The 22,415-nt window shown below is 59.5% G+C and carries 21 protein-coding genes; 10 read left to right on the forward strand and 11 right to left on the reverse strand.

Annotated elements, in window-relative coordinates:
* The first annotated feature begins 12 nt into the window (after window positions 1-12).
* Window positions 13-1,431: an aldehyde dehydrogenase family protein gene (locus ASAC_RS03915; protein WP_013266698.1), complete on the forward strand. Its 1,419-nt coding sequence runs from the start codon at window positions 13-15 to the stop codon at window positions 1,429-1,431.
* Here ASAC_RS03915 and ASAC_RS03920 read toward each other — a convergent pair.
* The gene (locus tag ASAC_RS03920; protein WP_013266699.1) at window positions 1,417-2,328 is read right to left on the reverse strand and encodes a beta clamp domain-containing protein; all 912 of its coding nucleotides are present in this window, start codon (window positions 2,326-2,328) and stop codon (window positions 1,417-1,419) included. The genes ASAC_RS03915 and ASAC_RS03920 overlap by 15 nt on opposite strands.
* Before the next feature lie 70 nt (window positions 2,329-2,398).
* Between ASAC_RS03920 and ASAC_RS03925 the strand changes: the two genes are divergently transcribed.
* The 3 genes from ASAC_RS03925 to ASAC_RS03935 all read left to right on the forward strand — a co-directional run bounded on the left by ASAC_RS03925 (window position 2,399) and on the right by ASAC_RS03935 (window position 4,885).
* Window positions 2,399-3,247 (forward strand): geranylgeranylglycerol-phosphate geranylgeranyltransferase, encoded by an 849-nt coding sequence (locus ASAC_RS03925; protein WP_013266700.1) that lies wholly within the window; start codon window positions 2,399-2,401, stop codon window positions 3,245-3,247.
* A gap of 81 nt (window positions 3,248-3,328) precedes the next feature.
* Window positions 3,329-4,084, forward strand: coding sequence for a sulfite exporter TauE/SafE family protein (locus ASAC_RS03930; protein ID WP_013266701.1), 756 nt, complete (start codon window positions 3,329-3,331; stop codon window positions 4,082-4,084).
* 75 nt (window positions 4,085-4,159) lie between these two features.
* Entirely contained in the window at window positions 4,160-4,885 is a 726-nt protein-coding gene (locus tag ASAC_RS03935; RefSeq protein WP_013266702.1) for a methylenetetrahydrofolate reductase, read from the forward strand.
* Here the strand turns inward: ASAC_RS03935 and ASAC_RS03940 are convergent.
* A complete protein-coding gene (locus ASAC_RS03940) occupies window positions 4,882-6,027 on the reverse strand; it encodes an MFS transporter (RefSeq protein WP_238523583.1) in 1,146 nt (381 codons plus the stop codon). The two genes, ASAC_RS03935 and ASAC_RS03940, sit on opposite strands and share 4 nt — an antisense overlap.
* A gap of 111 nt (window positions 6,028-6,138) precedes the next feature.
* On the opposite strand from ASAC_RS03940, the gene ASAC_RS03945 reads away from it, so the two are divergent.
* Window positions 6,139-7,053 carry a dihydrodipicolinate synthase family protein gene (locus ASAC_RS03945; RefSeq protein ID WP_158303788.1) on the forward strand — a complete coding sequence of 305 codons (915 nt, stop codon included), beginning with the start codon at window positions 6,139-6,141 and terminating at the stop codon, window positions 7,051-7,053.
* On the opposite strand, the gene ASAC_RS03950 is transcribed toward ASAC_RS03945, so the two are convergent.
* From ASAC_RS03950 to ASAC_RS03970, 6 genes are all read right to left on the reverse strand, one after another.
* Entirely contained in the window at window positions 7,045-7,764 is a 720-nt protein-coding gene (locus ASAC_RS03950) for a hypothetical protein (protein WP_013266705.1), read from the reverse strand. The genes ASAC_RS03945 and ASAC_RS03950 overlap by 9 nt on opposite strands.
* A 43-nt stretch (window positions 7,765-7,807) precedes the next feature.
* The gene (locus tag ASAC_RS03955; protein ID WP_048812979.1) at window positions 7,808-8,878 is read right to left on the reverse strand and encodes a galactokinase; all 1,071 of its coding nucleotides are present in this window, start codon (window positions 8,876-8,878) and stop codon (window positions 7,808-7,810) included.
* Window positions 8,879-8,911: 33 nt separating this feature from the next.
* Window positions 8,912-9,913 carry a galactose-1-phosphate uridylyltransferase gene (galT, locus tag ASAC_RS03960; RefSeq protein WP_048812980.1) on the reverse strand — a complete coding sequence of 334 codons (1,002 nt, stop codon included), beginning with the start codon at window positions 9,911-9,913 and terminating at the stop codon, window positions 8,912-8,914.
* Window positions 9,914-9,965: 52 nt separating this feature from the next.
* Entirely contained in the window at window positions 9,966-10,112 is a 147-nt protein-coding gene (locus tag ASAC_RS07860) for a hypothetical protein (protein WP_013266708.1), read from the reverse strand.
* 104 nt (window positions 10,113-10,216) lie between these two features.
* On the reverse strand, window positions 10,217-10,483 hold the full coding sequence (locus tag ASAC_RS03965) for an acylphosphatase (RefSeq protein WP_052296727.1): 267 nt from the start codon (window positions 10,481-10,483) through the stop codon (window positions 10,217-10,219).
* Complete coding sequence (locus ASAC_RS03970) at window positions 10,476-11,909, reverse strand: SelD-related putative sulfur metabolism protein (protein WP_013266710.1); 1,434 nt, start codon at window positions 11,907-11,909, stop codon at window positions 10,476-10,478. Before ASAC_RS03970 ends, ASAC_RS03965 begins: the two co-directional genes overlap by 8 nt.
* A gap of 113 nt (window positions 11,910-12,022) precedes the next feature.
* Between ASAC_RS03970 and ASAC_RS03975 the strand changes: the two genes are divergently transcribed.
* Window positions 12,023-13,183: a pyridoxal-phosphate dependent enzyme gene (locus ASAC_RS03975; RefSeq protein ID WP_013266711.1), complete on the forward strand. Its 1,161-nt coding sequence runs from the start codon at window positions 12,023-12,025 to the stop codon at window positions 13,181-13,183.
* A gap of 4 nt (window positions 13,184-13,187) precedes the next feature.
* Window positions 13,188-14,075: a metallophosphoesterase gene (locus ASAC_RS03980; RefSeq protein WP_013266712.1), complete on the forward strand. Its 888-nt coding sequence runs from the start codon at window positions 13,188-13,190 to the stop codon at window positions 14,073-14,075.
* On the opposite strand, the gene ASAC_RS03985 is transcribed toward ASAC_RS03980, so the two are convergent.
* A complete protein-coding gene (locus tag ASAC_RS03985) occupies window positions 14,062-15,198 on the reverse strand; it encodes a glycosyltransferase family 2 protein (protein WP_013266713.1) in 1,137 nt (378 codons plus the stop codon). The two genes, ASAC_RS03980 and ASAC_RS03985, sit on opposite strands and share 14 nt — an antisense overlap.
* A complete protein-coding gene (locus ASAC_RS03990; RefSeq protein ID WP_013266714.1) occupies window positions 15,198-17,432 on the reverse strand; it encodes a bifunctional alpha,alpha-trehalose-phosphate synthase (UDP-forming)/trehalose-phosphatase in 2,235 nt (744 codons plus the stop codon). The genes ASAC_RS03985 and ASAC_RS03990 overlap by 1 nt, the downstream gene beginning before the upstream one ends.
* A gap of 66 nt (window positions 17,433-17,498) precedes the next feature.
* Here ASAC_RS03990 and ASAC_RS03995 point away from each other — a divergent pair, with 66 nt between their 5' ends.
* Window positions 17,499-18,704 carry an amidase gene (locus ASAC_RS03995; protein ID WP_148217135.1) on the forward strand — a complete coding sequence of 402 codons (1,206 nt, stop codon included), beginning with the start codon at window positions 17,499-17,501 and terminating at the stop codon, window positions 18,702-18,704.
* 73 nt (window positions 18,705-18,777) lie between these two features.
* Here ASAC_RS03995 and ASAC_RS04000 read toward each other — a convergent pair whose 3' ends face one another.
* On the reverse strand, window positions 18,778-20,085 hold the full coding sequence (locus tag ASAC_RS04000) for an ABC transporter substrate-binding protein (RefSeq protein WP_238523644.1): 1,308 nt from the start codon (window positions 20,083-20,085) through the stop codon (window positions 18,778-18,780).
* Between the two features lie 498 nt (window positions 20,086-20,583).
* Here ASAC_RS04000 and ASAC_RS04005 point away from each other — a divergent pair, with 498 nt between their 5' ends.
* Together ASAC_RS04005 and ASAC_RS04010 are read left to right on the forward strand one after the other, a co-directional pair.
* Window positions 20,584-21,474 (forward strand): branched-chain amino acid ABC transporter permease, encoded by an 891-nt coding sequence (locus ASAC_RS04005; RefSeq protein ID WP_013266717.1) that lies wholly within the window; start codon window positions 20,584-20,586, stop codon window positions 21,472-21,474.
* A complete protein-coding gene (locus ASAC_RS04010; RefSeq protein WP_013266718.1) occupies window positions 21,464-22,414 on the forward strand; it encodes a branched-chain amino acid ABC transporter permease in 951 nt (316 codons plus the stop codon). The genes ASAC_RS04005 and ASAC_RS04010 overlap by 11 nt, the downstream gene beginning before the upstream one ends.
* The last annotated feature ends 1 nt before the right edge of the window (window position 22,415 follow it).

Genomic DNA, 22,415 nt, shown 5'->3' on the forward strand with positions numbered 1-22,415 from the left:
GAGGTGTAGGCCTTGAGCGAGGTCCCCGGGCTCCTGAAATCAATAGACGAGGTCCTCGTCACGGACGACGGCCTCGGAGTTAGGTACGTGGTCGGGGGGCAGGCCAGCGAGCAGGGCAGGAGAGTCTGGGTTGAGACCCCGCTGGGCCTCAGGTACTACATAACCGTCCCGCCCGACCCCTCGCCGGCCTTCAGGCTCAGGTACGACTCCCTCTCGCTTATGTCGCCCTCCGACAGGGTCGAGTCGCTCCTCGAGGCCTCTGACGCCATAGATGACTACAAGGACATTATTATAAAGGTCATCTCCATGGAGACGGGCAAGAAGCTCTCCGAGGCCAGGGACGAGGTTGAGGCCTCACAGGCCATACTTTCACAGGCCCAGGAGCTTGCCAGCGCCAGGGGAGGCTCGCTCACGGGCAGGCTTCACTTCGACATGAGCGGCGAGTGGACCTCGACCACAGTTCACTCCAGGGAGGGCGTAGGCCTAGTCCTGCCCCCCTTCACGTCGCCCTTCTTCGGCGCCGTAGCTGGCGCCGCCTCGCTCCTCGCCAACGGCATGCCAGCAGTGGTCAAGTCCCCCTGGGGGGCCTCCGCCTCGACGGCCGCAGCCGTAGCAATACTCAGGGGCACTGACCTTGGGGACTTCGTGTCCCTTGTCAACATGAACGGCTACAGCAGGCTGACGGAGCAGGACGTCGCGGCAACGGTGCTCTTTGGCAGGGAGTCTACCAGGCTTTCAGTCAGCAGGACGTTCAGCAACGTGATAGCCAACTGCTCAGGAAGGGCTGCGCTCCTCCTGTGCGGCGAGCCCAACGACATAGAGTCCCTGGCTAGGCAGGTAGTTGACTCCGCGGTCTCCAACGCAGGGCAGGCCTGCGGCTCGGTGAGGTGGGTGCTGGCGTCTAGGCGCCTTGGCGAGGAGCTCCTCGACTCAATGGAGGACTACATATCGCAGCTCAGCGTTGGAAGCCCGCTGGAGGGCAAGGACGTGGGGCCGCTGAGGACTAGGGGGCTCGTGGACAGGGCCGTGAAGCTCATAAACGACGCCGCCTCCAAGGGCGCGTCGCTCTCCGACGAAGTTAACGTTAACGGCAACTACGTCTCGCCGCTGGTGATAAGCGACGTGCCCAGGGGCGCGGAGCTCCTCTGGACCGACGTCCAGGCGCCTATAGTATCCGTGTCCCTCTACGACGACTGCTCAGAGGCCTCGCAGGTAGCAGCCATGATTGAGGGCAGCACCGCCGTGCTGGTCTATGGCAGTGTGAGCGCCGCCCTGCAGCTCTCCAAGTTAAGGCAGGGAGTAATAATAAGGGGAAGGGACGACTCCTTTGAGGCCCTGAAGGCCCTATGTCACGTCGTCGGCGACCCCGTTAAGTACTTTGGTGAGGGGCCCGAGGTGCCCACGACCAGGACCTCGTTACTCCTCCTCTGACGAGCCCTCCTCTTCCTCCTCTTCTCCCTCGCTCTCCTCGGCCTCCTCCGACTCCTCGGACTCCGCGGCCTCTTCTTCCTTAGCCTCCTTCCTCCTCGACCTCCTGCCCGTCTTCTCCTCACCGGCGGCCTCGCCAGTGTACGGCGCCAGCACGTACCTAACTGAGAAGCTGGGCGAGTCGAGCCTAAGCTCAAGCGGGTTGTCGGTCTTAAACATGACCTCCACCTGCTCGGCGACCTTGGTTAGCGACAGCACCTTGTCCAGGTAGCTGTAGTCATAAACAGCCTTGGCGCTCTCCTTGACCTCAAGCGATATCAGGGAGCCGGAGCCACTGAGGAACTTCGCCTCGGCGCGCCTCTCCCCGCTGGCCCTTACTGCAAAGTATGTGTCCGTGGCCTCGAACTCCACGGCGTTCCCAAACTCGCCGGCGTCCTCTACGGCCCTCCTGAAGGGGTCCGCCATTATCTTTATGTCAGCGTCGTGCTCCAGCTTCATCTCAGGTATCTCGCTGGCCACCTCTATGTTAGGGAGCAGGTAGACCCTCCTGGCCTGACCCTCGACCTTTATAAGCACCTGGGACTGGGAGACCCTGAACTCAACGCTGTTGCCCTTCTTAGTGTCAACAAGTGCCTTGGACAGCGAGGCCAGGTTGGCCCCCATGGTGACGGAGTCCTGGGAGAGCTCATACTCGAGGAAGCTCGAGTAAGGTATCGTAACCTCCACGTAGGCAACCTTGGCCGGGTCCAGCCCAGAGACCTTGACCCCGTCCTTGGTTATTGTGAAAGCCGCCTCCTCAATGATGTCGGACAGAGAGTCTATTATCGACCTGAACATCTTGGCGTCAGGGTACCTGAACCTGGCCACGGCGTTGCCGAACTGCGACTCAAGCTCGCTCAAGCCCTGTCCCCTCTTGTAGATAGCTATTACAGCTTATAAGCGGACGGCCCCAGCGTTCTTGGGGCCCTGCTTGTCAAAGGCCGCAGCCTACGCGGAGCTGATGAGGCCCGTCAACGGCGTCATGATGGGAATCATAGTGATAGTTGGGGCCTTCGTCGCCGGCCACGGCAGGCTTCCGCCCGTGGCCTCGATAGTCATGGGGTTCCTGGTGGCCTACACCTTGACGTCGTCAGCCATGGTGCTCAACGACATAGTTGACGTCAAGATTGACATGGTTAACTCGCCCGGGAGGCCCATACCTTCAGGCAGGGTGAGCGTGGCTGAGGCCAAGGCCCTCTTTTGGCTGACGTCTGCGGTAGGCCTCGCTATTTCAGCAGTTATGGGCCTGCCGGAGCTGACCGTGGCCGCCGTGTCCTACGTTGACGCGGTACTTTACGACACTGTGACGAAGAGGACGGGCCTCCTGGGCAACTTCATGGTTGCCTTCACTGGGGTCTCGCCGCTGCTCTACGGCGCCTTCATGGGGGGCGGGGTCAACATGGCCATAGTGTTCGAGACCCTCATGATATTCCTCTCCATGGTGGGGAGGGAGATAGCTAAGGGCGTCGCTGACGTCGAGGGCGACAGGCTCCACGGGGTTAGGACGCTGGCAGTGGTGCACGGCCCTGCGAAGGCCTCCCTGGCCTCCATGGCCTTCTACCTGGCGGCAATAGCCCTCAGCCCGCTGCCGCCGCTCCTTGGAATAGCCAACCCCATTTACTACGGCGTGCCAATAGCAGCGGTAGACCTGGTGTTCATCTATGAGTCGCTAAAGCTGGTGAGGTCGCCCACAAAGGACGTCGCCACCAGGGTCAAGGACGTGGAGCTCTACGTGGTTCCCCTGGCCCTCCTGGGCTTCGCCCTCGGCGCGCTTGGCTGACGTTACCGGTTTAATTATTTACAAAAACTTTAAAGAGTTAGTTTACACATTATAGCCTCCCTGGACCAAGCTATGACACACGTGATACCGCTGTACGCCCTCGTGCTCATAGGGGTGGCCGTCGGCGCCCTCACGGGGATAACGGGCTCCAGCGGCGTCCTTATAGTGGTTCCGGCCCTCTCCTACCTAGGCCTTAGCTTTAAGGACTCCATAGGCTCAAGCCTCCTGGTCGACGTCATAACTACTACCTCGGTGATATACGTTTACTTCACTCACAGGAACGTCGACGTTAAGAAGGCCGTACTCATAGGCCTTGGGGCCGTCCTTGGGGCCCAGGTGGGCTCAGCCATAGCCTTCAGGGCCCCCGTCAGGGCCCTTGAGATAGCCTTCTCCACCTTCACCGCATACATGGCCTACGTGTCATTTAGGAGATCCAAGAGCCCGTCGCTGAACGTGAGAAGCCTGGGACTGGGCAGGGCCGCCTATGTACTTGCGCCTGCCCTCAGTTTCGTGGTAGGCCTGGTGACGGGCACCCTTGGGGCCAGCGGGGGGATAATGTTCATAGCCATAATGATGCTCCTCTTCTCAATGGAGGTCAAGAGGATGATAGGGACCGCCACCTTAGCCATGTTCATGTCCGCGGCCTCAGGGGCTGAGGCCTACATAGCTGACGGCATGTCAGACGTCATGGCGTCAGTAATAATAGGCGTCGTTGCAATGCTCTCCGGCATATACTTTGCAAGGCTGGCCAACAGGATGAAGTCATCAACCATATACAAGTTCCTCGGGAGCGTGTTCGTGCTGACCACTATAAGTGAGCTGGTTAAAATAATTTGAAAGAGTTACGTGCAGTCAAGCTGGGCTTGTAATTTATAAGCGCGGCCTCTGAAGCAGAGCTGAAAGGCGAGGGTTTTGGGAGACCTTGAGCTGATCGCTGAGCTGCCGCCCAAGAGGTCCCTGGAGAAGATGGCGAGGGCGGCGTCAAGGCTCCTTGAGCTGGCGGACTCCCTTGACGTGCCCGATGCACCGCTCGGCGCGCCGGCCCCCTCGTCACCTGTCATGGCTGCAGCCATTAAGTCGGCCCTGGACGGCAGGGCAGACTTAATAGCTCACCTGAGGCTCCTAGACGTCAGCCCCCTCGGCGCGATCAACATTGCCATGTCAATAGAGGCCGCGGGGATCTCGAGGCTGCTCCTCCTCAGGGGGGACAGGCCCACCCTTGGCGACCCATGCAACACTGACCCCGAGGCCATGGCAGCGGTAATAAGGTCCCTTGGGATAAGGGTGAGGGTCGGCCACCTCCTGAGCCTCGCTAAGCCTATGGACCAGGTTCTCAGGAGGGTGTCCTCGGGCGCCGACTTCTACGTGATAACGAGGCCCTGGCGCTCGGGCCTCGTGGGCGAGGTGGCCAGGGAGGCCCACCTCAGGGGCTCTAAGCTCTACGTGTACCTGGTGCTGCTCACTGAAGCCAACGCCGATGCGCTTAGATCCATCCCCAGGGAGGAGCTCATTACCATGAGCGAGGTCAGGGAGGCCGTGGAGAGGCTCAGGGACGTGGTGGACGGGGTCATAGTTTCCTCCCCCAGGGACCTCGAGTCCCAGCTCAACGCCCTCAGGGAGGCCAGGGCGGCGCTTTAGAGGAGCAGGAAGAGGGAGGCCGCCGACGCCCTGGCTATCGCCGTGTACAGCATCAGCTGCCTGAGGCACTCGTAGCCCTCTATCGCCTTAAGGTACTCGAAGGCCCAGCCGCCCAGCTCGCCCCCTATCAAGGCCCCCACGCCCATGACGACGCTGTAGGTGCCTATGGCGGCCCTCTTGTCCTCCACCTTATCGACGAGGTATGAGAAGTAGGCCACGTTATTTATTGAGTTGGCCAGGCCTGCCAGGAGCTGGGATACGTATATGCCGTAAATGTTGGGTGACACGGCGTAGGCCAGCGCGAAGAAGGTGTTGGTGAGCCTGCCCAGGAACATGGAGAGCTTCATCCTCCTAGCTATGAACCCCCCTATGAACCTCTGGACGACAACCGTTGAGGAGGTGGCTATGACGTTTATTATGGCCACCTGCTCGGTCGTCATCTTAAATATGTAAATTTGCGAGAGGGGGAAGAGGGGCCAGGCGAAGGACCACACAATCATGTAGACAAAGTTAAACGCCAGGAACTTCTCAAGCCCCTTGGCGGAGAGCCTGAGGGACCTTCGTCCCTGGGGCTCGTCGTAGGGCAGGTCAAACACTATGAAAGTGGAAAGGGTGGTCACCACAGCTGATGCGACGAAGATGTACTTAGCCAGCTCCACGTTAGTGGCCATATACAGGCCTCCCGCCACTATTACAGGAAGCGAGCCCAGGGCCGAGTAGAAGGCCATCCTGGACAAAACTATGCTCCTGCTTCCCCTGCTGTAGTACTCACTCAGGAGGGAGAGGCCCATGGAGCTTACGCCTGAGCCCGCCATAATCACGGCGACTAGAATGGTGTATATGATGTGGCTGTTCAGGAAGAACAGCATAAGGAAGAGGCCGAGGCCCCTAACTAAGTTCCCCTCAAGTACCAGGAGCCTCGCCCTGCTCCTCGTCACTGACGAGAAGTACTGCGCCATGTTAGTGAAGAACGTGCCTGCGGTTGAGACTATGCCAAGGGTGTAGCCTGAGAGCCCCAGGGAGGCCCCTATAAATGAAAGGTAAGGCGAGTAGGCGCTGCTGGTCATGCCGTTTACCAGGTTGTAAAGCGATATCCTCATCACTCCGCGCGATCTTTCTGGGTCGTCCGGCCGTCCTTTCATTGTTAGCCCCAGCCGCTGGGAATCCTTTTGCCCAGCGCAATAAATAACGCCAACAGCCGAGGACCTGTGGCCCTATTAATGCTCCACGCCGAGGGAAGCTGGGTGGTAAGGTTGCCCAGGGTTGAAGGCGTCGTCGTGCCTCTCATAACGCCCTTCACCGCTGACCTCAAGGTAGACTATGACGCCTTCGAGTGGCACGTTAAGAGGCTCGTGGAGAGCGGCGTCAACGGCCTCTTCCCAAACTCCACCACGGGCGAGTTCGTCCACGTGACCTTTGACGAGGCCCTCAGGCTGGTCAAGACGGCAGTCAACGTCGCCCCCTCAGGGATAATGGTGCTTCCAGGCGTCAGCTCCCTGAGGACAGAGGACTCCGTCAGGATGGCAAAGGAGTTCATTAACGTCGGCGCAGACGGCGTTGTTGTTCTGCCCCCCTTCTTCTACAGGTCCTCTGATGAGGTAATGTACAGGCACTTCTCCGCGGTGGCCAGGAGCGTTGACGTGCCTGTGATAATATACAACAACCCGCTGAACACCGGGGTTGTCGTGCCGGTCAGCATCTACGTGAGGCTGGCCAAGGAGTTCAGCAACGTGTCGGCGGCTAAGGTCACGTTCGCGGACTTCTCGTACCTGGTAGAGCTGATAAGGGAAGTCAAGTCGGTGAGGAAGGACTTCAGCGTGCTGACAGGCCTTGACTACATGCTGCTCCCGACCCTCTTTGCGGGAGGCGACGGCGTCGTCCCAGGGCTCGGCAACATAATGCCTGAGCCCTACGTGAGCCTCATAAGGGCCTTCGAGTCAAAGGACTGGGGGCTCACGGAGAAGTTTAACAATGTTATACTTAACCTGAGCAGGCTGTACTGGATGAGCGGGCAGGGGGTCGAGTCGCCGGCTGTAATAAAGGCCGTACTGGAGGCCATGGGAACCCCGGTGAAGAGGTTCGTGAGGGAGCCCCTCAGGCCGCTCAGCGACGATGAGATGAGGGATGCCATAAAAATAGTTGACGAGGTCAGGAGGGAGCTAGGCTGAGCCGACTATTCTGATTGCCCCAAGCACCATGCCAACGCCGGCCACGAGCGCGAGGACCCCGTAGGCGAAGTAGACCAAGGGCACGTCCTGAACCCTGAGGACCCCGTCGTGATAGAATAGCACGGTCACATTATAGAGTTTATAGATGGCGGTCGAGTACGGGGTGCCATTGGCATAGACGTAGGTCAAGTTAGCGAAGAGCAGGTTTCCAGTGCTCAGGTCATAGTAGGACGTTATGGACCCCCTCAGGTTGCCGTTAGTTATGTTGGTCACGTTTAGCTGGGCCGCGGCGTAGGGGGCTCCGTTAAGGTAGTAGACGAGGTGCGGCAGCTGCTCCAGCTCCGTCTCATTAAGCACGAAGGGCTGGGCTGACTCTAGGACCTCCGTGGGCTGAAGCGATAGGCTCTGCAGCGACGCCACTATTACAGGAGATCCACCTGTACGGACAACGTAGACTCCCATGACCATGAACGGGGGCTGCGTCTGGTTGAACCTTACCATTATCAGGGCCCACCCAGTGCTGTTCTCATGGTAAAGCCTTGCACTCACGTTGTAGAAGAGAGCCTCATAGGTCGGGTTCTCAGCCAACGATGAGCCCCTGAGTGGGTAATATATCGTGAGCTGGCTCATCGCGAGGCCCAGGTAGAGGCCCAGCGCGATAACCCCTATTATTATGAGGGCCACGCCCTCAATAACCGTCTGCCTGTCCAATCGCTACCCCCTCTGAGCCTGGCATCGCAAGGTTAAAGTGAATTTAAGGCCTAACGTCAATTACCCTTGCCCCCTCAGCGGGGGTCACCACCCAGTGCTGCGGCCTGTGCGGGAACCTCCTCACATACTCCTCCTCGGCCTCCCTGCCGAGCTGCTCCCCCTTGCCCCTGTCAACCAGTGCTATGGCGGCACCCCCGAAGCCGGCGCCCGTTAGCCTCGCCCCGTAGGCTCCGTGGGAGGTGGCGAACTCCACGAAGAAGTCGAGCTCGGGCACGCTGACCTCGTAGTTCCTCGCAAGGTCCCAGTGGGCCTCCGTCAGTATCCTGCCGGTCGTCACCACGTCGCCGCTCCTCAGGGCGTCCCTCACGGCCAGGACCCTGGAGTTCTCCCTTATGACGTAGCCGAGCCTCTTCCTCTGCAGCTCATCAAGCCTTGAAAGCTGCTCCTCCCTGACGTACTTTGACGAGCTCACCCCGAGGGCCCTGAGGGCGGACTTAACAACCTTGACCCTCTCTGAGTACTCAGTGCCTGCCACCGCCCTCCTTATGCCCGTGTGGAACACCAGGAACTCTACGTCCTCAGGTATTGGAACGTACTCGTAGTTAAGGGTCTCCGTGTCCGTAAACACCGCCTTGCCCTCCTTGCCCATCACGGCAGCGAACTGGTCCAGGATGCCGCTCGGTATCCCAAGGAACTCGTTCTCCGCCGTGACCCCCAGGCGGGCCAGCTCAAGCCTAGAGAGGCCCAGCCTCGCCAGCTCGTTCTGGGCGACGGCTATTGCCATCTCGAGGCTTGCCGAGGAGCTGAGGCCAGAGCTCATGGGCAGGTCCCCGCTGAGCCTGCCGCTGACGTGCATGTACCTGAGCCCCCTGCTCCTTATTGCATAGTAGACCCCCTTGACGTAGTCTATCCACCTGCCCTCCCTGACGAGCTCGTCACCGAAGCAGAGCTCCTCCTTCATGGCCTCTGAGAATATGCACGTCCTCTCGTCCAGGGATGGCTCAGCGGTGAAGGTGGTGCCCAGCTGAATGGCCATGGGCATAACGTAGCCCAGGGCGTAGTCCGTGTGCTCGCCAATTATGTTAACCCTGCCAGGCGACCTAACCGTTATCATGTTAAGCCTCCTGGGCCCCTGTGGGCGTCCCACCTAAATAATGCCTGGCCCCGCGCCGCACGTTCCAAGGAGGCCAAGCCTGGGCTTCACGGACTCACAGGCGCTCCTCAGCAGCCCAGCGTTCTCCTCCGGCACGCTGTCATAGGTGAAGTCCCAGGTGGACATCTCTATGCCAGCCGCGTACTTCAGCTTGTCCCTGTCCCTGAGCAGCGGGTATATCTCAAGGTGCATGTGAAGGAAGGGCCACCTTCCCTTGAGGGGCGCCTGGAACAGGTTGAATGTGTAGGGCATCTGCCTTGAGAACAGGGCGTTAAGGGCCCCCAGTGAGGCCCTAAGGGCGTCCGCCATGTACTTCAGCTCCTCGTCGCTCAGCTCAGTTATGTATTGGACGTGCCTGAGGGGGTATATGTGGAGCTCAAAGGGCCACGAGGCGTAGTAGGGCAGGAAGGCGACGAAGCCGCCGTTTGAGTAGACCACCCTCTCCTTGTCCTCAAGCTCCTTCCTCACTATGTCGCAGAAGGCGCACCTGCCGAACCTCCTGTAGTACTTCCTGGCGTTGTCAGCCATGAGCCTTGGCCTGAGCGGGAAGAACGGCATGGCATAGTACTGCCCGTGGGGGTGAGTGAGCGAGACCCCCACCTCCTCGCCCTTGTTCCTGAATATGGCCAGGTAGACTATCCTCCTGTCCGACATCTCCTTGGCAGTCACCTGCTGCCACAGCTTCAGTACCTTGACCACGTGGTCAAGGCTTAGCTCGTCCAGGTCCTTAACGTTGTGCTCGGGCGTCTCAACTATCACGCCGCAGTCGCCGTAGGCCTGGGCCCTCCTGAGTATGTCGCCGCCCATCACGGGCTCGGCCTCCCTTGAGAGCACGGCAAACCTGTTGGGGAGCACCAGGGCGTCCCAGCCGTAGCCCGTCTCCTCAGCCCCTGGGCAGAACGGGCAGTACCCCTGGGGCCTCCACCTCCTCTTGGCCCTCTCGCTTGAAACCATTATCCACTGGCCGGTGAGCGGGTTGTACCTCAGCTCCCTCAAGTTGCCCGCCGGGGGCAGTGGGTCCCCCTTGAAAATATAAGGCAGCATCGCTTTACCTCGTCCTGATCGCCCTCACCTTGTACCGCCTGGCTCCCAGCTCCTCAACCGTGGCCACCCCGAAGCCGCTCCTGTTTATGAGCTCTGCCGCGACAAAGGCGCACTCCTTTATGTCAACCTCAGCCTCAACCCACTCGCCCACGCTCAGCTTCCCGAACTCTCGGTAAAGAAGTATGGCTGGCTCTGGGCAGTCGAGGCCCCTGAGGTCAAGGACCTTTGACGCCCTGTCAGCTATGGTGGGTCACCTCACATGGTTGTGAAGTGGGCGTAGTTGCAGCCCGTCAGGTCCTCAACCTCTATGTTATCTATGTCGAAGTGGCTCTCCCTCAGCTGCTGGAGAAGCTCCTCTATGGACTTCTCCTGGCCCTGGGCCACTATCTCAACGCTGCCGTCAGGCATGTTCTTGGCGTAGCCTGTCAGCCCTAACATAGTGGCGTGTCTCCTCACGTAGGCTCTGAAGCCGACCCCCTGAACCACGCCGGTCACCCTGATCCTCTTGCAGGCCTCAGGCACCTCCCGCACCCAGCTCAGAGAGTATGGCCTCATCGTATATATAATATGAAATATCCCTGGGCGCTATCACCTTCGGCGTCCCCTTGGCCACGACCTCGCCTATTATTGACGGCGAGTAGCCCCTTGACCTCAGGTCCCTCACTATGTCGTCAGCCACCTGCTCGGGGGCTATTATTATGAAGCCCCCGTTGGTCCCGGCGGTGGCGTTCGGCATTATGAAGTGCTCCGTGGCGAACCTGGCTATCTCCGGGAACAGGAGCGGGAACTGGTCTATCCTTATCGTCGTCCTCGAGAGGTCCGCCAGCTCCTTGACAACGTAAATTCCGGGCCCCGTCACGTCCGTGGTCGCAGCTATGTGCTCGTCCGGGCTGTACTCCTCGCCGAAGGCAGGCAGGTACTTCTCGATGACCTCAGCCGCCGCCCTGTTGGGCGATGATATTATGTTGACGGCCTGCTCCTTAAGCCTCTCCAGCTCGTCAAAGCTTATCCCCTCGGCCTCAAGCTCATCAACGACGCTCTCATCTATCGCCGCTGTGAGGTAGGTAGTTATCGGCGCCAGTTCACCCAGCGGCCTCGTCGCTATCACCTTCATGCCCGGCCTCACCCTGTCGTGGAACTGGGGCGGCTGCCTGTCGCTGTAGCCCATTACCGTGGCCCCCATGAGGAGCCTTCCCCTGCCAGGTCCCGGCACGTCTAGAACCTCTGCCCCTATGGACTTTGAGAACTCGCGGGCGTTCTCAATTAGCCTCTCCTTGAGATCCTGGCTAGGGGCGTTTATCACAGGCGCTATCATGAGGCCCCTGTGGACCCCTATTACAAACAGGTCGTTGAGCGCGTTCGACAGCGCCCCCGAGACCTGCCTTATGTCCAGGGGGTCCTGGGTAGGATCTATTATGTGCATGGTGTCGTTGTTTATCGCTATGAACTCGTCGCCCTTTCCTGACGAGACCAGGTCCGCGAGTATGAACTCGTCCTCCCTGAAGGGGGTCACTATTGAGTGCCCCTTGCCTATCCTTATGCGCGGCGCGCACTTGGCGAGCGACCTGTACGCGGGCTCCACGCTGGCTGCGAACTTCTCCGGGGACTCAGCGTTAAGCTGGTACGCCTGTATTAGCACGGCGGCCCTGGCAGGCCTTGAGAGCCTCCTGCTGGGCTCGAACTCAGTCCCCAGGGGCGACACCGCCCTGACTACCTCCAAGTCATTATGGTCTCCAACGAACACGTCTGCGTCCTCCCTCTCGGCTATCTCTATGGACTCGCCGAGCCTGGACCTCAGGGACTTCATGGCAGGGTACACAACCCTAAGCAGGTCCACCTTGACGGAGCAGCCCGCAGCCAAGGACATGGGGTCTGCCCCCAGGGACCTGTAGTGGGCCGCCATCTGCCTTACCCTGCGAAGCCTCTCCTTAACTTCCTCGCTCACCATGGCCGTTCACGATAACATTCTCTAGTAGAGAATTTAAGCCTTTTTTATAAAGAGAATTACATGGCCTGTTAAAAGTCCTTAAGCTGCAGCGGCACGGCTAGGCTGGTGTAAGCTTGAGGCTGAGGCCCCTTGAGGAGCTGAAGGCAGAAGAGGTAAGCTTGGAGGAGCTGCTGAACTCCATGAGGTCCATGCTGAGGTCCAACTCGGTGGCCTCCTCGCTCGCGGTGGAGGGAGACAGGGTAATTGACGGCGCCGTCGACTACTGGGCCCTGAGGTGGCTCAGGTGCAGGCTGGCCCCCGTCAGCGAGGGCCTAAGGGAGGGCGGGCCCATACCGCTTGAGGCGCTGGGATTCTATGACAACGCCATGTCCAATGAGTACAGGGCCTACAGGGACGTCATGGAGCTCCTCAGCAACGACCGTCCAACTCCCATGGTTATGCTGAGGGGGGACTGGGGGCCAGGCGTGAGGGTGTGGGCCAAGCTTGAGTGGTACAACCCTCTCAGCCTGAGCATAAAGGACAGGACGGCCCTCGGGGTGCTGATGGAGGCCCTATCAAGGAATCCCGACGCCAGGAAAATCTTTGAGGTGTCCTCCTCTAACACCGGCATAGCACTCGCCGCCCTCTCAGCCGCCCTGGGCCTGAGGGCCAGGATATACGTGCCGACCACTGCTGAGGGCTTCGGCCCCTCCATGCTTAGGATCCTCGGGGCCGAGGTCGTGGTGAGGGGCTCATCGACAGTCGAGGCCCTTCCGTCAGCCATTGCGGAGGCCAAGGCCGAGGGCGCCATAATGCCCAACCAGTTTGAAAACATTGCCAACCCGCTCACGCACGTGGGGACGACGGCCAAGGAGATAGACCTCCAGGCGAACTTCCTGGGCCTCAAGCTCAGGGGCATATTCGTGACGCTTGGCACCCGCGGCCACTCCGCTGGCATAGCGTTTTACTTCAAGAACAGGAGGCCTGACGTCAAGGTCTTCGGCGTGCAGCCGGCCGAGGGAAGCATAATACCCGGCATCAGGAGGCAGGACCCCTCAAAGTGGTGGCCCATGGCTGAGAGGCCCGATGAAATCATCGACGTCACGGACTCCGAGGCCATGGACTCCGCGATAGCTGTTGCCAGGACCAACGGCCTCCTGTTTGGGATGAGCGGGGGCGCGGCCGTGGCGGCCCTGCTCAAGAAGGGCAAGCTGGAGGAGGGGGACTACGTAGTAGTGGTTCCTGACCACGGCATTAAGTACTTAGATCGCTACCTCTCAAGGCTGGGGGACTAAGGAGTTGTGGGAGGAGGCCATCAAGGTAGTCGATGACGCGGTTGAAGCCCTCAGGAGGCTCCCCCTGATAGTCCACCTCGACGGTGCCAAAAGCATAGCAATACTCGGCGACGTACATGGATATGATGAAGTTGTCGACAGGTTTGAGCAGCTGGTGGACGAGTTCTCGATAGACAAAGCCGTAATGTTAGGGGACTACGTTGACAGAGGGCCGAACAGCTCCCAGACCATAGTTAAGGTCCTCAGCCTCGCGAGCTCCGAGCCCAACAGGTTCGTACCGCTGAGGGGCGACCACGAGGACCCCAGGATGAACGAGGGCTACGGGTTCTACGAGGAGGTGCTATACATGCAGGCCACCGACCTCTTCTCGCACGTGGTAGAGGCATACCAGCATTTGCCTGTTGCCGCGGTGGGCCTTGGGGCCTTCCTAGTCCACGGCGGCGTACCGTGCGCTGACTGCGCGAGGCCTGACGTGCCGATATCGCTTAGCAACGTTGAGCTGCAGTACTCGGGCGTCAAGGGCACCAGACGCTACCTTGAGCTGGCTGACGACGTGCTCTTCCAAATGCTGTGGAACGACCCAAACGGCGACGCGGAGTACTTTGAGCCCAACCCTAGGGGTCCCGGAATTTACTACTACGGAAGGCTGGCGTGGTCCTCGTTCCTCAGGGAGAACGGCCTGGACCTAATAATCAGAGGGCATGAGGTCGTCGACGGGGCCTTCGCGATAAGGCACGACGGCAGGCCCGTGGGGACGCTCAAGTGCAACGAGTGGCGCTCGAGGCGCGAGGTCAGCGGCGGGGTGATAACGGTGTTCTCAAGCAGGTACCACGGGGGGAGGGCCGGGGCCCTTATAGTTGACAGTGACGGCCTCATACTTAAGTGCCTGTGACGCTCGGCCTGAGGCTCCTGCCCTTCCATGAGATGGGCCTGAACCTCGCGCTGACAAACCCATAGGCAACCAGGGCCCCGGCAAGCGGCGACGCGAGGAACCAGGGGCCCCTTATGCCCTCCAGCCTCTGGCCCATGGCAGTGAACGCCGCCTGCGCTGCGTAGGTGATGGCGGGCCCGAGGGCCAGCAGGGGGTGGCCCAGCGCCGCCAGCGGGATCATCACAAGGGGCCAGACCATTAAGATCGTAACGCCCACCGAGAAGGCCAAGTAGGACGGCAGGCTCATGACGTTGGCCACCGCGTAGGAGACCCTCCTTATGAGGTTAACGAAGTCCCTCGCCGTGCCCCACGACTCGACCAGCAGGCTCCCCCTGGCGTCGTAAGGCCTCAGCCTGAAGCCCCTCTCCTTGAGCTTCACGGCCAAAGTCCTGTCCTCAACTATGGAGTCCCGCACCTGGGCCATGCCCCCGGACTCCCAGAAGGAGTATGGATCTATAGACCAGCAGCAGCCGAACATCATCGAGTGCCTGTCGCTCGGGTTGAGGGCCCTGTCAAACCCGAAGAAGCCGTGAACTATTGACGTGAGGAGCGGCTGGGTGAGCCTGCACAGCGACGTCCTGCAGACGAACCTCGGCTCAAAGGCCACCAGCTCCCCAGGCCTCACTGTGGAGGCCGTCACTATCACGTCATGAAGGTCACCCCTTACGTCGGCGTCAAGGAAGAGCATTGAGGAGCTTAGGCTGACCCTGCTGGCGCCCAGCTCCAGCGCGTGGGGCTTGGGGAGCCAGCCCGGCGGAGGGCCGTCCGCCCTGATAACCTTAAGGCTCACCCCTTTGAGCTCCTCCTCAGCCTTCCTGACGGTGCCGTCAGAGCTGCTGTCATCAACTAGGACCACTTCCCTGAGCGGCTGCCACGAGAGGGACCTCATGAGTCCCCCTATCCTGCGCTCCTCGTTCCTGGCAGCGACTACCACTTCCACCGGCCTCCTCACTTCGCCGTCCTCGAGCTTCCTTAGGAGGGAGTAGCTCCCCCTGAACTTGATTATGCCGTAGACGTAGATCCCTGTGGTCACCGCTGAGAGCAGCCAGGCCAAGAAGTAGAGGAGGTACTTTAGCGGGGCCATCACGACTCAGCCAGCCTTAGGAGCACTTCCCTCAGCTCCTGGGGGCTTGCCACGTAGTACCTCGCCTTGCTGGGGCCATAGCCCACCTTGACAGTTATGGCTCCCTGGGGAAGCGACGCGAACAGGTCCTCATCGTCGCCCGAGTCCCCGGCCGCAAATATGAAGTCGTAGCTTCCCCTGGAGAGCCAGTTCAGCGCCGCCCTCGCCTTGGTGAGCTCCGCCAGCCTGACCTCTATGCTCATGGGCCCCCTGACCACCGCCAGGTTAGGGTGAACGGCTATGAACCTCGAGAGCAGGTCCATCAGCTCGTTCGACCTGGCCTCGCCGAGCTCGCTGGGCACGTTACGGTAGTGCCAAACTATTGAGAAGTCCTTCTCCTCGACGTAGGAGCCGGGGGTCCTCTTGGTGAACGACGTGAATATCTTCATCACCTCCTGCTTCCAGCTCAGGTCGCTCGCTGCCACCCCCTGGGACCACTTTCCGTCGATGTACAGCCAGCCGCCATTCTCTGCAGCTATCTCAATGCCCTTGACGTCGCCCAGCATGGACTCTATCGAGGCCCTTGACCTGGTGGTCACTATAACCACCTTAGTGTTCGGCTTTGACGCTATCCTGGAGAGCAGCCCCTTGAGCTCCTCGTCAGGCCTAGCCATCCACGAGAACTGCGTGAGTGGCACTAGCGTCCCGTCATAGTCAAGGAAGAGTATCCTGCTCCTTGACGCTATGAAGGAGCTCACAACCATAGTGAGCTGCACGCCTGAAAGCCTCCTGGTCCTGGCCTCCTCTATTTCCGCTGCCTGGGTCTTCTTGAAGGACAGAAGCGTTGATACAAAGTCATATGACCAGGCGTTAACGTCATAGCTTGAGACCCTGCTCTCGAGGGAGGCCATCCTGTTCTCGCGCTCATAGTCGCTCATGTCAAGGGCCCTCTTCAGCGCGTCTGCAACGCCATCGTAATCGTTGGGGTTCACCACTATGGCCTCCACCAGGTCACTCGACGCGCCTGCCCCCTCGCTGATTATAAGGACGCCGTTGTGGCCGACGTTGGCAGCTATGTACTCCTTCGCCACCAAGTTCATGCCGTCCCTGAGGGGCGTTATGAGGGCCACGTTGGCAAGCCTGTACAAAGCCAACAGCTCTTCCTCGGGTATGAACCTCCTTATGTAAATGACTGGGGTCCACTCCAGCGTTGAGAACTGGCCGTTTATCTCGCTCACAAGCTCGTTTATCTCCCTCTTCAGCCTGGCGTACTCCTCAACCCTCTCCCTTGAGGGGGAGACCACGAAGATGTAGGACACCTTGCCGCGGTACTCGGGGTACTTCTCAAGGAGCCTCTTGAAGGCCCTGAGCCTCTCGGGCAGGCCCTTCGTGTAGTCAAGCCTATCTATTGAGAATATTACCTTGACGTCGCCCAGCTTCTTCCTCAACTCGTTGTACTTGGCCGCCACGGCCTCGCCCATGGCCGCCGCCCTGATGCCCCCGAAGTCTATCCCCATCGGGAAGACGTCGACCTTAACGCTCCTCTCGCCGTACTTTAGCTCGCCAAGGTAGTGCTCTATGCCGAGGAGCCTCCTGACGCTCTCAAGGAAGTAGTTCATGTAATCGTAGGTGTGAAAGCCTATGAGGTCAGCCCCGAGGAGCCCCCTTATTATGTCCTCCCTCCAGGGCAGCTGCCTGAAGACCTCAAATGAGGGGAACGGAATGTGAAGGAAGAACCCTATGGGGACGTCATCCCCCAGCCTCTCCCTCAGCAGCGAGGGGAGCAGCATCAGGTGGTAGTCGTGAACCCATATGACGTCGCCCCTCCTGTACGCCTGGAGCACCACATCGGCGAACTTCCTGTTGACCTCCACGTACCACCTCCAGTAGTCCTCATCGTAGGCTGCCCTCTCAACGAAGTAGTGGAAGAGAGGCCATATGGTGCTGTTGCAGAACCCCTCGTAGTACCCCTCTATCTCCCTTGAGTTAAGCCAGACCGGGACTACGCCCCTGAGCCTGAGGGTCTTGCTTATTGAGTCCCTGAGGTTGCCCGCGGCCTCCTCGCTGATGCCCGGCCAGCCCACCCATGTGGCTAGGCCGCTCTCCAGGAGCGGCCTCATGCCTGTGGCCAGGCCCCCCGTGCTCGGCGCTAGGCTTACCTGGCCCTTCTGGTCCACCTTGACCGTGAACGGGAGCCTGTTGGACACCAACAGCAGCCTTGACGTGCCCAGCAGGTAAGATATGTTGCTTGACACCTTGACCCTCCTTGGCTCTCAAGGAGGCTAAGAGGCATATATTTTCAAGCAGGCGTAGGTATACAGGTGCAAAGTTTGGAGATCGACGAGTCCCTTGAGAAGGCCGCAAAGCTTACCGACATAAACGCGGTTGTCACGGTTAACGAGAGGGCCGAGGCAGAGGCCAACGCGGTGGCCAGGAGGGGCCTGACGCCCATCCCAATAGTTATCAAGGACATAATATACACCAAGGGCCTCAGGACCACCATGGGCTCAAGGGTATTCAGGGACTACGTGCCCAGGGAGGACGCGGCTGTAGTTGCCAGGCTGCGCAGGGCGGGCTTTGTAATTATAGGCAAAAGCAACGCCCATGAGTTCGCCTCAGGGGCGACCACGACGTCGTCCGTCTTCGGGCCCACCAGGAACCCCCTTGACAAGGACAGGATAGCCGGCGGGAGCAGCGGGGGCAGCGCCGCTGCCGTGGCGGCCGGCATAGTTGAGGTGGCCATAGGCACTGACACTGCAGGCTCAGTGAGGATCCCGGCCTCCCTCTGCGGCGTCTTCGGCTTCAGGCCCACCTCGGGCTCAACTCCCAAGGCCGGGGTCTTCCCGCTTGCCCCCACCTTTGACGAGGTCGGAGTCATAGCGTCAAACCTTGACGTTCTGAGGAGGGCCCTTCAGGCCATAATGGTCAGAAGGAGGAAGGCCAGGCCGATCCGTGGACAGCCAAGGCTTGCGGTGCCAAGGGGGCTCCTGGTAGCCGACAGGGACGTCTCCAGGGCCTTCTGGGACCTGGCGGCGAGGCTGAACGCCGCTGAGGTTGACCTCCCCATAGCCAGGGCCAGGGGCAGGGAGTCGTTCACAGTGATAAGGCTCTCCGAGGCCTCCAGCGTGCACCTGCCCTTCAGGGACAGGTGGCAGGAGTACTTCCCGGACGTCAGGAGGCTCCTTGAGAGGGGGCTGGAGTTCAAGGCAACCGACTACGCCACCGCGCTGGAGGTTATGAGGAGGGTCAAGGACGAGTTCACGTCTGTCATGAGGAAATTCGATGCAATGATACTGCCATCAACGGCAATACCGGCGCCGAGGATAGATGAGGTGCTGGGCAAGGAGGATGGACCAGTGAGGGACCTGCTGACGGGCAACTCGTGGCTTGCCCCCTTAGTTGGGGCGCCTGCCATCTCAGTGCCCATGTTTAAGGTCAATGGGCTGCCGGTGGGCCTTCAACTTATAGGGAGGCCTGGGGAGGACCTGGAGCTCCTAGAGCTGGCTGAGCGCATACTGAGCCTATAAGATTATAAAAAAGAAAAGGGAAGGATTATGAGGGCATGCCTTGGCTAAAAGGAGTTAATGACCGGTGACCAGTTCATGGACAGGGCTCTGGGTAGATCGCCGTGGCGTTGGCGTACTCGGACGGGTAGAGCAGGTTGACCGTAGTTGTGCCGTTGGGCCAGACGAAGACCTGGGCAGGTATTGGGTTCTCACCAACCTGCATCCCGTTTGAGGTCACGTTGAATATGCCGTCTATCGTCATCACCTTGCCGCTTACGTCGCTGAGCACGGCCTGCTTGAGCGCGGCCTGGTTCAGCGTGCCCGCGTCCTGTATGGCAAGCTGGATTATGAGTCCAGCGTTGAAGCCGGCTATTGCCAGGAAGTTAGGCGACGTGTGGGTGAAGTTCACCCACATGCTCTCGAACTGGGGCAGCGTGGGCCCAAACCACTGAAGGCCCAGCTTTGAGGCCACCTGCGGCGTGTACTCCACTATGGGCGGGTAGGCCAGGGTGAAGGTGCCGTTGACCGCTGTTGGCTCGCTGCTCACAAATATTGGGAGCAGCTGGCCTGGGAAGTTGGTTAACACGAGCGGGAAGCAGGCGTGCGAGGCCTCCACCTGCGAGAGGAAGGCTTCATCGTTAGTCGGATAGCCAAGCTCAAGCACCGCCTGCGGGTGTAGGCTCTCAATCGCTGCCACTAGGCTGGTGTACTGCGACGTTGACGTCGCCACGCTCGTGTTGTAGACCACCTTAATTCCGTAGCTGCTCAGGCCTGGGGCCAGGAAGTACGCCTGGTAGGCGTTGAAGTCGTTATCATCATAGACCACTGCAACATTATGAATTCCTAGCATGTGCAGGAACCCTGGGACGTAGAGGACGAAGTACGGCGAGACAGGCAGGCTGGTCAATATTATGTAGTTGTTGTTAGTGAAGAACTTGAACGAGCTGCCCGTCACGTCCCACAGCAGCACGTGGCTGGCGTTAGTGAAGCTCACCGCGGGCGCTGTCATCACTGAGCCGAAGTCAGCCACAAGCACGTCCACGTGGTAAGTGTTGACTAGCGTCTCGTAGTCGCTCTCGGCAGTGGACGGGTTGCTGGCCGCGTTGAGGGCTATTACCTTAACCGTGAGGTTCCTGCCGTACTGCTTGACGTATATGCCGCCGTGGCTGTTGACCCAGCTCGCCCAGAGCTCAAGGCCCTCGTACTCTGGCATTGACGACGACGCGAACTCGCCGCTCGAGTCGTAGACCACGCCAATGGTTATGTACTTGACGGAGGGCTTCTTAGTTGATATATATGCATAGTATCCTCCTATAACAGCTACTACGACTACTACCACGATAATGACCGCCAGGGCGGTTGTTGATATACTTCTGCGGACCCTACTCAAAACACCCGTCACCTCGCTCAAAGTTCACCTATTATATCGTGTGACTACAGTTGGGCTGCCAGGGTATTAATTTATATCATGGTCGCTAATCATTATTCCCAAAGTTTTCCGGGGCGCCCTTAGCAAAGCAACCGAGAGAATGGCCATGGTTTGGCCCTCGTCCTGATCAACAGTCACGAAAAGCCGCTGCTAATAGCTGGCCTTATAATCCTTTCCCTCAACAGGCTCCTCGACAGGCGCCGCCTACGAGCTACCTAGCCTCAGGGACCATGAGACCTCGTTGGGCGCCCTCCCTCTGCCTTGCAACTGTCGCCGGGCTTCACAGTGGCACCTTCAGTAGCCTAAAGTAACTAGCAGTTACGTAAATAGCATTACAGGCGCTCCCGAGGCCCACCAATGAAAGGGCCCGCGCCTTGCTTTACAAAAGGGTGCAAGCCCCCATCATGACGGCCTAGAAATCAACTTTTAAGTCCAGGCGTGTATACCACGTTGACCAGAGGCTGCAACAGGTTGAACGCTGGCCCACTGGTAGGATATGCCCTGGTCGTCGGCCTCCTTGAAGGCCTTTACTTCGCGTTTATGGCGCTGGGCCTGAACCTGGTTTTCGGCGTGGTCAGAATGGTCAACATAGCCCACGGCGACCTAATAGTTATGGGCGGCTACCTGGCCTTCGTGCTCTTCTCAGCGTTTAAGCTTAACAGCCTCGGCTCCATGGTGGCCGCGTTCCTGCTGTTCTTCGTTGTTGGCATAGCCCTCTATTACGTCCTAGTGCCGAGGCTTCAGGGCAGCTCAGACCCTGAGATGTTCTCGTTCATAGCCTTCTTCGGCATCTCCATGTTCATAGAAGCTATAGCGACTCTTATATTCGGCGAGTACCCGCTCAGCCTCCCCTTCTCGGCGCTGTTAGGGGGCTCCGTTGAGTTCATGGGCCACGGCATACCCAAGGCCTTCATAGTAATGGCCGGCGTCTCAGCGGCAGTGCTCGTATTGACCTACTACTACCTCGAGATGACGGGCCTCGGCAGGGCCACCAGGGCTATGATGCAGAACCCCGAACAGTCGGCAGCCCTCGGCGTGAACTCCAAGCTGGTGGCCCTCTTCGCCTTTTCCTACGGCATAGCCCTGGCCGGCGCGGCCGGCGCCTTCACCCCGTACGTCTTTGGCAACATCTACGCCGCGGCGGGGACGCAGATAACTGCGATAGCCTTCACGATAGTCATCATAGGGGCCCTGGGAAACCCGCTGAGCACCGTCATAGGGGGGCTCATATTCGGCGTCTTCTACCAGGTGCTTGAGGTCTTCGTGCCGTCGCTCGCATACGCCATAGTGTTCATCGCGCTGCTAGCGATAATCGTGGCAAAGCCGGGAGGCCTGCTGGGAGGTGAGCAGCGTGAGGTCTGAGCTGAGGAGCCCCGTGGGCTTCGGCAAGAGGGAGGCCAAGGAGCTGGCCATACTAGCAGCTGTCCTGGCCGTCATATTCCTGGCCGGCCCGCTGGCCTACAGGAACCAGTTCTTCTTCCTCAGCATGATGATCTACATGATGCTGGCCTTCGGAATAAATATGATATATGGCTTCACGGGCTACCTTCCCTTCGGCTACACGGTGTTCTACGGCCTTGGAGCCTACGGCGTTTACATAGGCCTGGTCCTCGGCCTTCACCCCGCCCTGGCGTTCATCTTCAGCATAGCAATATCAATGGCCGTCGCCGCAGTCCTGCTGCCCCTCTTCAGGCTCAGGTCCCACTACTTCGCAATAGCCACCTTGGCCGCCCTGCTGGCAGTAAATTACCTCGTGGCGTCCTCGGAGCTGGCAAGGTGGACCGGCGGCGGCAAGGGCGCGTCGCTGGTGACCATTTATGACCCCAACCTGACGTACTACGTGACCTTTGTGCTCCTCCTGGTATTCCTGGCCGTGACGTCGCTGGTTAAGTACAGCCGCTATGGGCTGGCCCTCAGGGCCATAAGGGGTAGCGCGCTCACAGCGTCGATGGACGGCGTCAACGTCCCCCTAATAAGGGGCCTGGCGTGGCTCATCAGCGCCCTCATGGCAGCTGTCGCCGGGGCCATGTATGGCTGGTACGTCTCGTTCTTCTACCCTGATATATTCAGCGTTGCCACCGACGTCTACGTGATAACCTACGCGATATTCGGCGGCGCTGGGACCCTTACAGGTCCCATACTGGGCTCTATAATACTGAGCAGCGTCTACCAGTTCATAGGCATCTACTACACGGAGTACCTTAACATAGTATTTGGCATACTTCTGGTGCTGCTGATACTCTTTATGCCAAGGGGCCTGGTGGACCTGCTCAACAGGAAGGCGCACCTGAGGCTGCCGTAGC

The organism is Acidilobus saccharovorans 345-15 (assembly GCF_000144915.1).
In the GTDB taxonomy this organism is placed as follows: Archaea; Thermoproteota; Thermoprotei_A; order Sulfolobales; family Acidilobaceae; genus Acidilobus; species Acidilobus saccharovorans.